Origin of the sequence: Mycoplasma struthionis (assembly GCF_003855455.1) — a bacterium.
Classification (GTDB): domain Bacteria; phylum Bacillota_I; class Bacilli_A; order Mycoplasmatales; family Metamycoplasmataceae; genus Metamycoplasma; species Metamycoplasma struthionis.
Genome location: NZ_CP034044.1, coordinates 468,310 through 484,803, shown reverse-complemented (window position 1 = coordinate 484,803; position 16,494 = coordinate 468,310). Strand labels below are relative to the sequence as shown.

Here is a 16,494-nt window from a genome sequence, read left to right as displayed (position 1 = left end):
TTATTTTTTACCCTTATCTGCACCATGACCGTTGAATGTTCTTGTAGGTGCGAATTCTCCTAATTTATGTCCAACCATATCATTTGTAACGAATACATCTAAAAATGCATGACCGTTGTGAACTTGGAATGTTAATCCAATAAATTCAGGATAAATTGTTGAACGTCTTGATCAAGTTTTAATAGGACGTTTAGGTGCTTTATTTTCAAGAATAGCTTGTACTTTTTTCATTAAGTGATCATCAACAAAAGGTGCTTTTTTTAATGAACGTGCCATTATTTAGTTTCCTTTCTTCTTCTAATAATAAATTGATTTGATGCTTTCTTAGTTGCTCTAGTTTTAACACCAAGAGCTTTTTTACCTCAAGGAGTCATAGGACTTTTTCTACCGATAGGTTGTCTACCTTCCCCACCACCATGAGGGTGATCATTAGGGTTCATAGCTGAACCACGAACTGTAGGTCTAATTCCTCTTAATCTGTTTCTTCCAGCTTTACCGATGTTTACAAGTGAGTGTTCTTCGTTTCCAACTTCACCGATTGTTGCACGACAGATACCTAAAACTTTTCTTACTTCACCAGATTTAAGTCTTAGAATAACATATCTTCCTGATTCATCTTTACCTAAAATTTGAGCAGATGAACCAGCTGAACGAGCGATAATTCCACCTTGTTTTGGTTGTAATTCTATATTGTGAACAAATGTACCTTCTGGCATGTTTTCAAGAGGCATGTTGTTACCAACTTGGATATCAACATTTGATCCTGAAACAATAACTTGTCCAACTTTAATACCTTTTGGACTAATAATATATCTTTTTTCACCGTCTCTATATACAACTAATGAGATGTTTGCTGATCTATTTGGATCATATTCAATAGTTCTTACAGTAGCAGGAATTCCATCTTTTTGACGTTTAAAGTCAATAATACGATAGAATCTTTTCAATCTACCACCGTGGTGACGAGTTGTGATTTTACCTTGATTGTTTCTTCCTGAATGTGTTGGAAGAGCTACAAGCAATGATTTTTCAGGAGCATGTCCTGTTAAATTTGCTTGATAATCAAGAGAAGACATATTACGGCGACCATTTGTATATGCTTTAAATTTTTTAATTGCCATAACTTCTCTCTTTCTTAAAAATATTGATTTCTTTTAAGATTATTTATCTTTTTTAATGTGAATTAATCTTATGTTTAGCAAGATTAATTATTATTTTTCTTCTTTTTTAGTTTTTGCACTTGAAGCTTTTTTAATTTTTTCAGCTGCTTTTTTCTCAGCATCTGATAATTCTTTTACTTTTGGTTCTTCAGCTTGTTTAGTTTCTTTTACTTCTTTTTCAGCTGTTTTAGCTTCTTCAGCGAATAATACTATTTTTGATTTTTCATCTAAGTAAACAACTGCTTTTTTAACAGCATTTTTGAATCCAACAAATCTTCCTAATTTAGCAGGTTTTTTATCGTAGTTCATGATATTTACTTTTAAAACTTTAACGTCAAAAATAAATTCAACTGCTTTTTTAACTGTTATTTTGTTAGCTCTTTTATCAACTGCAAATGTATAAACGTTTTGTGATGTTCTAGCGATTTCTGATTTTTCAGTTAAAATTGGATATTTAATAACTTCATTTATATTCATTATTTTAAGATCCCTTCTAGATATGCGATATCTTCTTTGCTAATTACTAATACATCAGTAGCCACTAAAGCTTCGATTGATAAACTTGTTACTCTTGTTACATTTACATTTGGTAAGTTTCTTGCTGACATAAATACTTTTTCGTCAGATGAAACTAATAAAGTTCTTCTTACGTTTAGTAATTCATCTTTAGCAAGTTCAACTAATAATGATTTTGTTGAAATTTTGTCTAATTTATATTCTTTTACTAAAACTGCTTGATCTTGAGCTAATAATGTTAAAGCTGATTTTAAAGCGTTTTTACGGGCTTTTTTATTTACTTTTAATGTGTAGTTTCTTTCTACAGTAGGACCAAATACTCTACCACCACCTACAAATATTGGTGATCTTAATGATCCAGCACGAGCATTTCCTGTGTGTTTTTGGTCTCAAGGTTTTTTACCAGTTCCACTTACTTCTGCACGTGTTTTTGTTTTGTGAGTTGCAAATCTTTTTGATGCTCTTTCTGATAATATTGCATCAAATACAGCTTGACTGTAAACTTTTTCTAATCCAAAAATTTCTTTTGGTAATGAGGCATTACTAAATAATGGGTGCTTTGCTTTTACGTCTTTTGAAACTTTAACTGTTTTTGTCTTTTTAGGTTCTGCTTTATCAACTAAATTTTCTTTTTCAATAAAAGTAATAGCTTCATGGTTTTGAACCTTAGCTTCGCTTACTTTTGAAACAATAATTCTAGCTTTTTCGATTTCAACTGAACCACGGTAAGCACCGTCTCTATGGAATCAAACTCTTGAATTATTTTTGCTTTTTTCAGCAACTTCAATAAAGTGTTCAACAGCTTCTACAAAATTAGGAAAGTTTCCTGAAATTTTCTTGTTTGCTTGTTTAAAGTTAAATGTAATATTTCTTTCATCATCAAATTTTTCAGAGATGTAGTATTTATCTAGCATTTTTTTCTTAGTAGCCATAATTAATTTTCTCCTTCTGATGATTTAGCAATAGCTTCGTCTAAAGCAGCTTTCATTTCTTTTAATGACATTTCCATATTTAACTCTAAATTGTATTTTTTAGCATGTTCAAAAATTTCGTTTTTAGCAAGTGCTTCTTTTAAGTTTACAAGCTTAATTGGAGTTGTTTCTTTAACTGATTTCTTAGCACTTTTAACAACAACAAGTGCTCCTTTAGCTCCTGGAAGACTTCCTTTAATAATTAAGATATTGTTTTCAGTGTCTTCTTTAACAACTTCTAGATTTTGAACTGTAACTTGTTCAGTTCCTAAATGTCCAGGCATTGTCATACCTTTTCAAACTCTATTTCCAGAAATGTCCCCTAAAGAACCAGTTTGTCTAATAGGTTGTGAACCACCACCACCACCGTGAGATTTAGGACCAATGTGTTGGTTTCATCTCTTAATAGTACCAGCGAATCCTTTACCTTTTGATATAGCAGTAACATCAACTAGGTCACCAGCTTTAAATAATGAAGCATCTACAGTATCACCTAAGTTATATCCTGACATATCACGGATTTCTTTAACGAAGCGCTTAGGTGTTGTGTTTGCTTGTTTGAAATAGTTAATTTCAGGATTTTTAATTTGTGATTTTTTCTTATCTTCTACAGATAGTTGTGTTGCAACATATCCATTTTTTTCTGAAGTAAGAACTTTAGTAACAACATTTGGTTTAACTTCAACAACTGTAACTGGAACTAATTTTCCATCTGCAGTAAATAGTTGAGTCATTCCAACTTTTCTTCCTAAGATTCCTTTCATGATTTTCCTTTCTAAATTTTTAATCTACATTTAATTATGCAGATTTAACACTAATTTGAACTCCGGCAGGTAGTTCTAATCTTTTTGCTTTGTCAACTAATACGTCACTGTAATTAGTTAAAACTATTAAACGTTTGTGAGTTCTACTTTCGAATTGTTCACGAGATTTTTTATTAACGTGAACTGATCTTAAAATAGTCACTATTTCTTTATGTGTTGGTAAAGGAATAGGTCCACTCACTGTTGCTTTTTCAGCTTTTGCTAATAAAACAACTTTTTTAGCAGCATCTTCTACTAATTGAGCATCAAATGCCTTAATTTTTATTTCTAATTTTTTCATGTTGTTTCTTTCCCTTCATTTTTGAAGTAACTCCACATAAGTTCTCAAAACCCAGTAGAACAACTAAGCTTGGTGTTTTGTAATCTTACGCTTCTTTGTCGTAGTTGCTTTTTAATTATAACAAAAAAAATAAAATATATATTTATTTATATAGAAAAAAAATTAGTAAATTCAAAAAATAAATTTCGCTTTATTAAACCTCTTTTAATAAAAAATAAAAATTGTTCTTATTTTAAATACTTTTTTTAAAAATTAATAAAAAATTGAAAAATAGACATCAAAATTTAAAATTTATTTTTTAAATATTAAAAAATGAAGGAAAAAATTTGTTTTTTTATAAGTTAAATAAAAAAATATAAAAAGATAGTACAATTAAAATGCTATATAAGAGTAATAGCCCATTTATAGCCAAAAAATATAAATGTCATATTTTATAAGGAGAAAAAAATGAAATCAAATATTTTTGATGAAGTAAAATATTTTGAAAAAATGGATAAATGATTCCGTGCAGCTAATTATATTAGTGTCGGACAAATGTATCTAAGAAACAACCCTTTGTTAAGAAAACCTTTAACAAAAGATGATGTTAAATTATACCCAATCGGTCACTGAGGAACAATTCCTGGACAAAACTTTATTTATGCTCACTTAAATAGAGTAATTAATAAATATGATTTAGAAATGTTTTATATTGAAGGACCTGGACACGGTGGACAAGTTATGATTTCAAACTCATATTTAGATGGATCATATACAGAAATCTACCCACAAATAAGTCAAGATGAAGCTGGGCTTCAAAAAATGTTTAAACGTTTCTCATTCCCTGGTGGAACAGCTAGTCATGCCGCTCCTGAAACACCTGGTTCAATTCATGAAGGTGGAGAATTAGGTTATTCATTAAGTCACGCAACTGGAGCTATTTTAGATAACCCAGATTTAATAGCAGCTACAGTTGTAGGTGATGGAGAAGCTGAAACTGGGCCTCTAGCAGCTGGATGATTCTCAAACGTATTTATTAACCCAGTAAACGATGGAGCTGTATTACCTATTGTTCACTTAAATGGTGGAAAAATTTCAAACCCTACAATGCTATCCAGAAAACCTAAAAACGAAGTTGAAATGTATTTTAAAGGTATGGGTTGAAATCCTATTTTTGTTGAATGATCAGAAGAAAAATCTGATTTAGATATGCATAAAGAAATGGCTAAAGCATTAGATCAAGCTATTGAAAGCATTAAATCAATTCAAGCAGAAGCTCGTAAAAAACCTGCTAGTCAAGCAACAAGACCTACATGACCAATGTTAGTTGTTAGAACTCCTAAAGGTTGAACAGGACCTAAACAATGAAATAATGAAGCTGTTGAAGGAAGCTTTAGAGCTCACCAAGTTCCTATTCCAGTTTCAGCATTTAAAATGGATAATGTAGATCATTTAGAAAAATGATTAAGATCATACAAACCTGAAGAATTATTCGATGAAAATGGAAAAGTTTTAGATGAAATTACTGAAATCGCTCCTAAAGGTTTAAAAAGAATGGCAGTTCATCCAGTTACAAATGGTGGAATTAATGCTCGTACATTAAACATGGGAAATTGAGAAAAATTTGCCCTAGACATCAAAAAACCTGGTGAAACTAAAGCTCAAGATATGATCGAAATGGGTAAATACATGGCTGAGTTAGTTACTCTAAACAAAGATAATTTTAGAATCTTTGGCCCAGATGAAACAAAATCAAATAGATTAACCGCTTTATTTAATGTTACACAACGTCAATGATTAGAATATGCTTCACCTGAATTAGATGAATGAGTAGGACCAGAAGGAAGAATTATTGATTCACAATTAAGTGAACACCAAGCTGAAGGTTTCTTAGAAGCATATGTATTAACAGGACGTCACGGATTTTTTGCTTCATATGAATCATTCTTAAGAGTTGTTGACTCAATGTTAACACAACACATGAAATGAGTTAAAAAATCATTAGAATTACCTTGAAGAAAAGATTATCCATCATTAAACGTTATTGCTACATCAACAGCATTCCAACAAGACCACAACGGTTATACACACCAAGATCCAGGTATTTTAGGACACTTAGCAGATAAAAGACCTGAATTAATAAGAGAATACTTACCTGCTGATGCTAACACTTTATTAGCAGTTATGAATAAAGCATTAACTGAAAGAAATGTAATTAACTTAATTGTTGCTTCAAAACAACCAAGAGATCAATTCTTTACAGTAGAAGAAGCTAAAGAATTAGTAGAAAAAGGTTACAAAGTTATTGATTGAGCATCAAATGTTAGTGAAAATGAAGAACCAGATATCGTTTTTGCAGCAAGTGGTGTTGAACCTCATATTGAAACTTTAGCAGCTATTTCAATTATGCATAAAGCATTCCCTAAATTAAAAATTAGATATGTAAACGTAGTTGATTTATTAAGATTAAGATCACCAAAATTAGACCCTAGAGGAATTAGTGATGAAGAATTTGATAAAGTATTCACTAAAAATAAACCAGTTATGTTTGCGTTCCATGGTTTTGAAGGTTTAATAAGAGATATTTTCTTTGAAAGACACAATCACAATTTAATGACTCATGGTTACCGTGAAAATGGTGACATTACAACAAGTTTTGACATCCGTCAATTAAGTCAAATGGATCGTTTCCACATTGCTAAAGATGCAGCTGAAAGAGTATTTGGAAGCGACGGAAAAGAATTCATGGCTGAAATGGATAAAAAACTTGCTCAACATACTGCATACATTCAAGAATATGGTTACGACATGCCTGAAGTTGTTGAATGAAAATGAGAAAACATTAAATAATGAAAAAAAATCATATTTGTGTTAAAATAGAAAATAGTTAATTAACATATATTTTTATAGGAGCACATTATGAAAAAAGAAATTCATCCAAATTATGGAAATATAAAAGCTACATGTTCATCATGTAACTCAGAATTTGAATTCGGCTCAACAGCTGAAAAAGTAGCTTTAGATGTTTGCTCTAATTGTCATCCATTCTACACAGGAAACAGAACTGATGTTAAAGCTCGTGGTCGTGTAGAAAGATTTAACAAGATATTAGAAAAATCACAAAAAGCTTCTAATTAAAAACCAGATTACTCTGGTTTTTATTTTTTTATATACAATAATGGAAACCAACATTGTAACCTATATTTCCATTATTTTTGTTTTCTCATTTAGAAGTAAAGTCTTTTGTTTTAATTTCTCCACTTTCAGCCTGACTTGCTTTTATTAGACCGACAGTAGAACTTATAACAGTAAAGGCAGCTGGTAAAATAGCTAAAATGGAAGTAATAATTGAACTTATTGCAAATCCAGCTGACATATCTTTACTTTTTTCTATATTCATTTCTTTAAATCCCATATTTTTCCTTTCACCTCAATTTAAACAAATAAACTAATTTAATTTTAAAAATAGAGAAAAAGGAAAGAAAAAAGTAAGAAATTATCAATTTTTATTATTTTTAACAAAATAATATTTATTTTTACTATAATTTATTATTACTTTAAAAGGAGCATATTATGAGAAAATTTAAAAAAGCTTTATTAACACTAGCAACCGTTTCTGCTGTAGCAATTGTGCCTGCTACAGTTGTCTCTTGTGACCTTTTAGGTGATGTAAAACAATACATTTCTGACATTATAGATTCTGAAAAAGAAAAAATTAAAAAAGATACCGAAGTCGAATCTAAAAAAATAACAGATAATATAGTTAAATCAATTAAAGATAATATTCCTGCAATAGGAGATTTAAATAAATTAACTCCTCCTTCAGACAATCCAAATGATAAAAGAAGCACAAAAAAACCAAATGAAGAAGAAGTAGTAATTCCTGATAGTGGAATAGTTCCTGCACCAAAACCAGTTGATCCATCTACACAACCTCCTGCTTCAACAACCGATGGAAATGATACACACGAAGATGCAACATCAGAAGAAGGTGCTTCATCAACTCCAGAGGAATCAAATAGAAATACAGAAAGTACAACATTAAGTCACGAAGCTCCAGCTGAAGAAGTTGACAACAATCCTAATTTAGCATTTCTAGATGACCCTTCAACTTCATATGATACTTCTACTTTACAAGGTTTAGCAAATACATATCTAAAAGAAGCTAGAACTAAACTATCAACTAAATCAGAAAGACTTCAACCTTATAAAATTAACGTTCCAGATAGTCAAGATAGACATAGTGTAGTTCACATTGATGATGGTACTTTAAAAGATTTAAATCATTATAATTTGAGTAAGTTTATTCCAAAAGAGGAAACAGAGGAATATTTAAGAACGCATTCAGATAGAAAAGACGACAAAGTATATATAAATAGTAGACTAGCATCATATCCAAAATGAACAAACATATTTAATTATTATGATGCTAATAGTTCAAAATATGCTTTTACAACCCAAGCTAAAGATTTGGGATTAGTAACTTTAGGTATAGCAAAAATCGGTTCTGGAAGTATATTAACAATTAAACCTTATGTGTCTTTAACAGGTAGAATTATTTACCATTTATATTTATTAACAAATCACCACGTAGCAAGTTCAAATTTATTTAAAAAATATAAATATTTAGAGTTAGCTGTCTTTCATGATAATCTTTTAGCTAAAATTTATGGAACATTTAACTATACACCTGATCCTGAACTAGCAAAAAATGATATGGCTGTTATGGAATTTATATTTGAAGATGACAGCACAATGGAAAAAATGCCTATATTAAAACAATATATTAATAATTATCCTTTAATTCAACATGTAAATACCGAACTAAATGAACAAAATACTGCTATAGCAACAAGAGTTATTACACGTGGAAGAACTAGAGATTTTGGTGGTTCTTCAATTGATTATAATGGAGTTTCTCAAACCGTGTTTGTAAATCCATTTAAACCAGCGAATAGCGAATTAAGTGATACAGTATCAGCAACAATAAATGATTCTTTACCAGGTATAAGTGGAACAGGTGTTTGACTTTTAACAAAACAAGGTGATAAAATTGTTCCTGTTTTATATGGCGTTCTAAGCGGTGGCTTTATAAGTGAAGAAGATCGTAAAAAAATAAATAAGGGTCAAAGATACTATTTAGACTTTAGTTGAAAAGTTGATAAGAATTATGTTGGAATAAGTTTCATTCACGTTAAAACAGATGCTTTAAAACCTGTATTGCAAAAAATTGATGAAGATTACATTAACTATTTAATTGAATTAAAAAATCAAGCAAATAATTTAGGATTTTTAAGAAACTTAAGAATTGGTTAATATGGGAGATTTAGTCAAATATCTTTTAGAAAATAGGGTTCAAATTTTATCTAGAATTGGAAGAGATAAAAAAGTTAAAAGTAGCCCATTTATGTTTATTTTAGAACATGATAAAAAACTATGATATTGCACTAACAATACAAAAGAAATATATAAAGATTTACAAAATGATCCTAATTTAGAGTTAACTATTTTTTCAAAAGATTACTCTTCTTGAATTAGAATAGAAGCACAAGCTGTTTTTGAAAATAATAAAGAAGTAAAAATAAGAACATTAGAAGAAAATAAAGGTATTTTAGAAATCTATAAAAGTTGAGATAATCCTATTTTTGAAGTATTTTATTTATCTAATGTACATGCAGTAATTGGAAACTTTGCAGGAAAAATAATTAAAGAATTTAATTTATAAAACAAAAAAACTATTGTTAAAAAGACAATAGTTTTTTTAAGTTAAAAATTTAGTAGTATAATAAAAAGGTAAAAAACGAAAGGAGAAATTATGAACGAAGTTGTTCAATTTCTAAAAGAAAACCCAGTTCAACTTTTAGCTAGAGTTGGACGTGACGGAAAAGCTAAAAACAGTCCATTTATGTTTAGTTTTGAAAAAGACGGAAAATTATGATTCTGTACAAACAATACAAAAGACGTTTATAAAGACTTACAAGCTAATCCTTATGTTGAATTATCAATTTTCAGCAAAGATTTTGCTTGAATCAGAGTAAGTGGAAAAGCAACCTTTGAAAACAATAAAGAAGTTAAAGAATTCACATTACAAAATCCTTTAGTTGCCAACCTTTACAAATCCGCAGATAATCCAATTTTTGAAGTGTTCTATCTAGCAGATGCACACGCTGTAATTGCTGATTTTTCAGGTAGACCTCCAAGAGAATATAACTTATAGAAAAATAAAAGAAATCTCGCTACAAAGCGAGATTTTATTATACAAAGTTTATTAAATTAAAACTCTTTAGCTTTAGAAACTATTTCTTTTTCAAAAGTTTTTAAAACTTTTTCAGGACTTAATTGATTTAATGGAGGAACTTTAGTTCCAGTTATAAAAATACTTTCAACTTCTTTAACTCCCAAGAATTTTCAAGAACCTTCAAGTCATGATAAATGATTAGCTCATGTATATCATGTTTTAGGTGCACCTTGAGTTGCAATAATCATAACTTTTAAATGACCTAACATACCAATGGCTTGTCCATCTGGTGAATTTTTATATGTAAAAGTTTCATTTGGAACACATATTGAATCAATAAAATTTTTAATAGTAGCAGATGGTCCAAAATTTATCATAGGTAAAGCAATAACAACTTTACTTGCTTCTTTTAACATATCTATTCATTTTTGACTATTAACGTCTTTAAAATAAGTTGAAAAATTGTTTTTATTCATAAAAACATTAGCATGTTCTGTTAGATTTAAATCTAAAGTTATAATTTCGTCTGCGCCATGATTATTTTGATAAGTTTCTAAAAATAAAGTAGCTACCATATTTGAAACTGAATTGACTGATTCAAATACGTTTCCTTTAATATAAATTAATTTAGACATATTAACTCCTTATATTTTTATAAATTATACAAAAAAAATATTGCCAATTGGCAATATTATGAATTTATATTTTCGCTACTATTTTCTTGATTTCCTAAACTTACAGCGTCGATAACTTCTTTATCTGAATTGCTGTATTCATTTTCAAGTTCGCGATTTTTTGCTTCTTTTTTAGATTTAATTACCGATATTAAAACAAATATAGCAACTAATAAAACAGCTAATATAGAACCTATAACTAATCAAAGATCAGCAAAGTTAAATGTTCCTCTATTTGATCAAGGTAAATTAATTATATCTCTAACACCACCAAATGCAAAACGGTCATACATGTTTCCAAATGAACCACCTGCTATGAATGCTAAAGCTGCAATAACAAAACGATATTTTTTATCTTCTATAAATAAAGAAGCAATTAAAGTGGCTAAAATAATTACAATACTTACGACATGAAGCATAGCATTATTTAAACCTAAATTTATAGTTGTACCCGCATGAAATACAGATCAAATTCTAACAAATGAACTTACATAATAAGGATCACTTGGAATTTCTTTTCTATATCCTTTTATAAATCAAGCATTTTTGGTTAATAAATCTATTAACACTGTTGCAATAAATATTAAAGCATAAATTGAAAAGTTAATTAATGCAGATTTTCAATGTGCTTTTCAATATTCTTTACCAAACATACGGGTAAAAAAGTTTTTGTTTTTATCCATTAATAACTCCTTCACATCTACGGCAAAGTTCTAATTCTTCATTAAAATCTTTTTCGTCGATATGATTTCAACATCTTAAACACTTAGGTGCGTTTGCATTTTGCACTTTAAGTTCGTCGCCAAATGAAACTTTTGCTACCATTAATAATTTTTCTAATGGTAAGCTTTTTATAAAATCACTAGCATTAGAAATTATAACATAAGCTTCATTTTGTCTTTTCATTGATTGATTTTTTATATTTTCTTCAATTAAACGATAAACTTCGTCTTTTAAATCAAAGAATTCTTTTCATTGATTTTCTAATTTGTCACTTTCTTGTTTTTTAGTTATAAAGTCTAATAAGTGAACAGATTCAAGTTTATTTTTTAAAGGTAAGTGTTCATATATTTCTTCACAAGTTGTAGGCATTATTGGACTAAATGCTTTTAATAATAATTCTAAAAATTTATAGAATACATATTGCACTTGTCTTCTTTCAATTGAATCTTGTTTTTCTAAATATAAAATATCTTTAGTAATTGAAATATAATATCCACTAAAATCAATAATAAAATTATTTACATCTTTAATAACGTTTACAAAACGATAAGTTTCATAGTTATTATAAATTTTGTTACCTAAATTGTTTAATCTTTCTAGCATTAAGGCATGTATTGAATTTAAATTATATTCTTTAAAATCAAAGTCACTTAAAGCACCTAACATAAATCTAACTGTATTTCTAAATTTACGGTATATTTCAACAGTTTGTTGCAATATTTTATCATCTATTGTAACATCTCCTGTATATTCTGAATTAGCTGCTCAAAGTCTTAGAATGTCTGCTCCGTATTTTTCACACACTGCTAAAGGATCTACTACATTTCCTTTAGATTTAGACATTTTTTCACCTTTACCATCTAAAACAAAACCATGAGATAGTAAAGCTTTAAATGGACTTTGTTTTCTTCACGCTACTGAGTTAATTAAAGAACTATTAAATCAGCCACGATATTGATCTGAACCTTCTAAATACAAATCAAAAGGAGCTTCTAAGTTTCCTGGTTTTACACTAATAGAAGTAGAACCTGAATCAAATCAAACGTCCATTATGTCAGTTTCTTTACTAAAACCTTTATTTTGATATTTTTGTGGTAATAATTCATCAGCACTTTTTTCATATCAGATATCTGATCCATTTCCTTCAACTAATTTAATTACATGATCAAAAATTTCATCTTCTAAAACTGGTTGTTTATTTTGATCATAAAAAACTATAATAGGAACACCTCAAGTTCTTTGACGTGAAATACATCATGTTTCACGGTTTTCTAACATTAATGATAATCTCTTTTTAGATCAATCATTATATGTTTCTACTTTAGCTAAAGCTTCTTGTATTTGATTTTTTATTGGTTTTAATGAAACAAATCATTGAGGTGTGGCTCTATACATTATTGGTAAGTGAGTTCTTCAATCATGTGGATATGAGTGTTTAATTTTCTTAAATGCAATTAATAATTGGTTTTCTTCTAAAAATTTACCAACGCCAATATTTGCATCGTCATAAAACATTCCTTTAAATTGTAATCCATAATCATTTAATGTACCGTCGTCTTCAACGTGCATTATTTTTTCTAGATTATTTTTATTTCCAATTATAAAGTCATCTTCACCAAATAAAGGTGCCATATGAACTAAACCAGTACCAGATTCTAAACTAACATGATGTCCTTCAACAACCGGACATAATAAATTGTTTATTGGACTTAAATATTTTAAATCTAATAGATCTTGAGAATTTAATTCACATAAAACTTTGTATTCTTCTCATTTAGAAACTGAAGCAACTGATTCTAATAAATCTTTAGCAATAACTAATTTTTTGCTATTGCTTTCTACTAAAACGTATTTAAATTTTGAATTAATAGCTACACCACTATTTGCAATTAATGTTCATGGTGTTGTAGTTCAAATTAATAAATAAGCATCTTTTAATAATTCATTTTTAGTTTCTTTAATTTTAAAAGCTACATATAGAGAAGGTGATATATGATCAGCATATTCAACTTCTGCCTCTGCTAATGCTGATTGAGATGAGGGAGATCAATAAATTGGTTTTAAATCTTTATAAATAAGACCTTCTTGAACCATTTTTTTAAATAGTCTTAATTGATCAGCTTCTATTTTTTTATCTAAAGTTACATAAATGTCTTTAAAATCAGCTAAAAGTCCTAATTTTTTAAATTGTGCTTTTTGTTTTTCAACTTGTGAAAGCGCATACTCTTGAGCATTTTTTCTTAATTCTAAAGCTGAAAAATCTTTTGCATTTTTCTTTGCTTCTGAAAGCATTTTATGTTCAATTGGAAGCCCGTGGGTATCTCATCCTGGAACAAAAGGACTAAAAAATCCTTGCATACTTTTATATCTAACAATAATATCTTTTAGAATTTTATTTAATGCATGACCTACGTGAATGTTTCCATTTGCATAAGGTGGGCCATCATGTAAAACAAAAGTATTATTGTTTTTATTTTTATTTAGAACTTTTTGATAAATTTTGTCGTTTTCTCATTTTTCAAAATATTGTTTTTCTTTTTCAACTAAATTTGCCTTCATAGAAAAATCTGTTTGAGGCATTAGAAGCGTATTTTTATAGTCTTTTTTATTTTCTTCCATTTTGTCTCCTATTTTACAATCAGGTTTAATATTTTACCCTCTTTATAAATAACTTTTACAATTTTTTGATCTTTTGTTCATTTTTTAACATTTTCTATATTCAAAACTTCATTTACTAATTCATCTTCACTTCATTCAGGATTAATTTCAATTTGTGCTCTTACTTTTCCATTTATTTGAACACCAATGCTAATTTTGTCTTGAATAATTTTATTATGATCTACAAAAGGTCAGTGCATTTGTTTTAAATCTTTTTGTCCTAGCATAGATAATAATTCTTCTGAAATATGTGGGGCAAAAGGACTTAATAAAATAGCAAAAATTTCTAAAGCATAAAAACTTGAAACTTTTTGTAAAGTAGATAAATAATTAATAAATACCATCATTTTACTAATAGCAATATTAAATTTATATTTATTAATGTTTTCTTCTACTTCTAAAATTAATTTATTTATTTTAGAATCTAATTCTTTATTTTCTTCTAAATCGATTTTGTTATTGTTTATTAAATTTTCAAAAATGTTGTAAATTTTTTCTAATCATTTTTTCATTCCATTAAGTGAATCAGTATTTCAGGCTTTTGAGTCAGTTAAAGGACCCATAAACATTTCATATACTCTTAAAGCATCAGCACCATATTCATCTACTAACTCATCAGGATTAATAACATTACCTAAAGATTTAGACATTTTTTGACCATCAGGACCTAAAATTAAACCTTGATTAATTAATTTAGCAAATGGTTCTTTTGTTGGAACTATTCCTAAATCATATAAAAATCTATGTCAGAAACGTGCATACAATAAATGTAAAACTGCATGTTCTTGACCACCTATATATAAATCTACAGGAAGTCAGTTATCAAAACGTTTTTTTGCTTCATCGCTATTTAAAGGACAATAACTGCCATCTGGATTTTTTAGAATATAAGCTAAGTAATATCAACTTGAGCCTGCTCATTGAGGCATTACATTATTGTCATGACGATATTTTTTACCATCAATAATAACATTATTTCATGATTCTATATTTGCTAAAGGTCCTTCGGTTGAGCCTGATGGTTTGATATTATTTGTTTCAGGCAGTTCAACCAATTCTTTAACTAAATAAATATTTTCTTTTTCATCAAATAAAACAGGAAAAGGTTCTCCTCAATATCTTTGACGTGAAAAAATTCAATCTCTTAATTTAAATGATATTTTTTTAGATGCTAAATTTTTTTGTTCTAAATGTTCATATATTTTTTCTTTAGCTTCTAAAATATTTAACCCATTTGCAAAATCTGAATTTATATGTTTAGAATCAGAGGTAATTGGTAATGAATTTTTATCACCTTCTAAAACTTGAATGATGTTTAAAGAATATTTTTGAGCAAATAAATAATCTCTTTCATCATGCGCTGGAACACTCATTACAGCACCTGAACCATAAGACATTAAAACATAATCAGCAATTCAAACAGGAATTTTTGCATTTGTTATTGGATGTTTTAAATAAGAACCTAAAAATACTCCAGTTTTGTCTTTATTTAGTTGAGTTCTTTCTAGTTCATTTTTTAATTTAGTTTTTTTAATATATTCTTCAACATCTTCTTTATTCTCTTTTGTAGTAAGTTTTTTTACTAAAGGATGTTCAGGACTTAAAACAATAGCTGAAACACCAAAAATTGTATCAAGTCTAGTTGTAAATGTTTCTATATATTCATTTTCAGAAATTAATCATTTAACATTATGACCTTCACTTTTTCCAATTCAATTTTTTTGTAATAGTTTTAAACTCTCAGGTCAGTCTAAATTATCAAGTTCTTCTAATAATTTATTTGCATAAGCAGTTATTTTTAAAACTCATTGTTTCATAGGTTTTTTAATAACTGGAAAGTTTCCTCTCTCACTTACTTTTTGACCATCTTTTTCAATAATTTCTTCATTTGCTAAAACAGTTCCTAAACCTTCACATCAGTTAACATCGACTGTTTCGATTGAAGCTAGACCTTGTTTATATAATTCTTTAAAAATTCATTGAGTTCAAACATAAAATTTAGGATCAGTTGTATTTACTTCTTTATCATAGTCATATGAAAAACCCACTTTTTTAAGTTGTTTTCTAAAATTATCAATATTTTTTAAAGTAAAAGTAGCTGGATGATTTCCAGTTTTTAAAGCGTATTGTTCTGCAGGTAAACCAAAAGCATCTCAACCGATAGGGTGTAAAACATTATAACCTTTTAATCTTTTATAACGACTTATTATATCAGTTGCAGTATATCCTTCTAAATGTCCAACATGAAGTCCTGCTCCAGATGGGTAAGGAAACATGTCTAAAATATATGCTTTTTTGATGCTATTTTCTTCAGTAACAAAACTTTTATTTTTTCTCAATAATTTTGTCATTTTTCTTCTATTTTTTTGTGATTATACATGTCTTAAATTATACATAATTTAAGAAAAAATAAGGCGAAAAGGCCAACAAAAAAACTAGACAATGTCTAGTTTTTGTTACGCAATGCGATA

General features: G+C 28.3%; 16 protein-coding genes. 5 read left to right on the top strand and 11 right to left on the bottom strand.

Going from position 1 to position 16,494, the window contains the following annotated elements:
- From rpsS to rpsJ, 6 genes are all read right to left on the bottom strand, one after another.
- Positions 1-276 (bottom strand): 30S ribosomal protein S19, encoded by a 276-nt coding sequence (rpsS, locus tag EGN60_RS02035; protein ID WP_124724428.1) that lies wholly within the window; start codon positions 274-276, stop codon positions 1-3.
- The gene (gene rplB / locus EGN60_RS02030; protein WP_124724427.1) at positions 276-1,121 is read right to left on the bottom strand and encodes a 50S ribosomal protein L2; all 846 of its coding nucleotides are present in this window, start codon (positions 1,119-1,121) and stop codon (positions 276-278) included. The genes rpsS and rplB overlap by 1 nt, the downstream gene beginning before the upstream one ends.
- A 90-nt stretch (positions 1,122-1,211) precedes the next feature.
- Positions 1,212-1,637, bottom strand: coding sequence for a 50S ribosomal protein L23 (gene rplW / locus EGN60_RS02025; RefSeq protein WP_124724426.1), 426 nt, complete (start codon positions 1,635-1,637; stop codon positions 1,212-1,214).
- A complete protein-coding gene (rplD, locus tag EGN60_RS02020) occupies positions 1,637-2,608 on the bottom strand; it encodes a 50S ribosomal protein L4 (protein ID WP_124724425.1) in 972 nt (323 codons plus the stop codon). The genes rplW and rplD overlap by 1 nt, the downstream gene beginning before the upstream one ends.
- 2 nt (positions 2,609-2,610) lie before the next feature.
- Positions 2,611-3,411 carry a 50S ribosomal protein L3 gene (gene rplC / locus EGN60_RS02015; RefSeq protein WP_124724424.1) on the bottom strand — a complete coding sequence of 267 codons (801 nt, stop codon included), beginning with the start codon at positions 3,409-3,411 and terminating at the stop codon, positions 2,611-2,613.
- Between the two features lie 34 nt (positions 3,412-3,445).
- On the bottom strand, positions 3,446-3,751 hold the full coding sequence (rpsJ, locus tag EGN60_RS02010; protein ID WP_124724423.1) for a 30S ribosomal protein S10: 306 nt from the start codon (positions 3,749-3,751) through the stop codon (positions 3,446-3,448).
- 447 nt (positions 3,752-4,198) lie between these two features.
- On the opposite strand from rpsJ, the gene EGN60_RS02005 reads away from it, so the two are divergent.
- Together EGN60_RS02005 and rpmE are read left to right on the top strand one after the other, a co-directional pair.
- The gene (locus tag EGN60_RS02005; RefSeq protein ID WP_124724422.1) at positions 4,199-6,580 is read left to right on the top strand and encodes a phosphoketolase family protein; all 2,382 of its coding nucleotides are present in this window, start codon (positions 4,199-4,201) and stop codon (positions 6,578-6,580) included.
- 69 nt (positions 6,581-6,649) lie between these two features.
- Positions 6,650-6,868, top strand: a complete 219-nt coding sequence (gene rpmE, locus EGN60_RS02000) for a 50S ribosomal protein L31 (protein WP_124724421.1) — start codon at positions 6,650-6,652, stop codon at positions 6,866-6,868.
- 28 nt (positions 6,869-6,896) lie between these two features.
- Here the strand turns inward: rpmE and EGN60_RS01995 are convergent, their stop codons facing one another.
- The gene (locus EGN60_RS01995) at positions 6,897-7,145 is read right to left on the bottom strand and encodes a hypothetical protein (protein WP_124724420.1); all 249 of its coding nucleotides are present in this window, start codon (positions 7,143-7,145) and stop codon (positions 6,897-6,899) included.
- A gap of 158 nt (positions 7,146-7,303) precedes the next feature.
- On the opposite strand from EGN60_RS01995, the gene EGN60_RS01990 reads away from it, so the two are divergent.
- The 3 genes from EGN60_RS01990 to EGN60_RS01980 all read left to right on the top strand — a co-directional run bounded on the left by EGN60_RS01990 (position 7,304) and on the right by EGN60_RS01980 (position 9,947).
- Positions 7,304-9,046, top strand: a complete 1,743-nt coding sequence (locus tag EGN60_RS01990; RefSeq protein ID WP_124724419.1) for a hypothetical protein — start codon at positions 7,304-7,306, stop codon at positions 9,044-9,046.
- Position 9,047: 1 nt separating this feature from the next.
- Entirely contained in the window at positions 9,048-9,455 is a 408-nt protein-coding gene (locus EGN60_RS01985) for a pyridoxamine 5'-phosphate oxidase family protein (RefSeq protein WP_124724418.1), read from the top strand.
- Positions 9,456-9,545: 90 nt separating this feature from the next.
- Positions 9,546-9,947: a pyridoxamine 5'-phosphate oxidase family protein gene (locus tag EGN60_RS01980; RefSeq protein ID WP_124724417.1), complete on the top strand. Its 402-nt coding sequence runs from the start codon at positions 9,546-9,548 to the stop codon at positions 9,945-9,947.
- A 56-nt stretch (positions 9,948-10,003) separates the two neighbouring features.
- Here EGN60_RS01980 and EGN60_RS01975 read toward each other — a convergent pair whose 3' ends face one another.
- From EGN60_RS01975 to leuS, 4 genes are read right to left on the bottom strand one after another with little or no spacing between them, the layout of a single operon-like run.
- Positions 10,004-10,603: an FMN-dependent NADH-azoreductase gene (locus tag EGN60_RS01975; RefSeq protein WP_124724416.1), complete on the bottom strand. Its 600-nt coding sequence runs from the start codon at positions 10,601-10,603 to the stop codon at positions 10,004-10,006.
- Between the two features lie 56 nt (positions 10,604-10,659).
- Complete coding sequence (locus EGN60_RS01970) at positions 10,660-11,325, bottom strand: signal peptidase II (protein ID WP_124724415.1); 666 nt, start codon at positions 11,323-11,325, stop codon at positions 10,660-10,662.
- Positions 11,318-13,984, bottom strand: a complete 2,667-nt coding sequence (gene ileS, locus EGN60_RS01965) for an isoleucine--tRNA ligase (RefSeq protein WP_124724414.1) — start codon at positions 13,982-13,984, stop codon at positions 11,318-11,320. The genes EGN60_RS01970 and ileS overlap by 8 nt, the downstream gene beginning before the upstream one ends.
- A gap of 8 nt (positions 13,985-13,992) precedes the next feature.
- Positions 13,993-16,374: a leucine--tRNA ligase gene (gene leuS / locus EGN60_RS01960; RefSeq protein WP_408632029.1), complete on the bottom strand. Its 2,382-nt coding sequence runs from the start codon at positions 16,372-16,374 to the stop codon at positions 13,993-13,995.
- Positions 16,375-16,494: the final 120 nt, after the last annotated feature.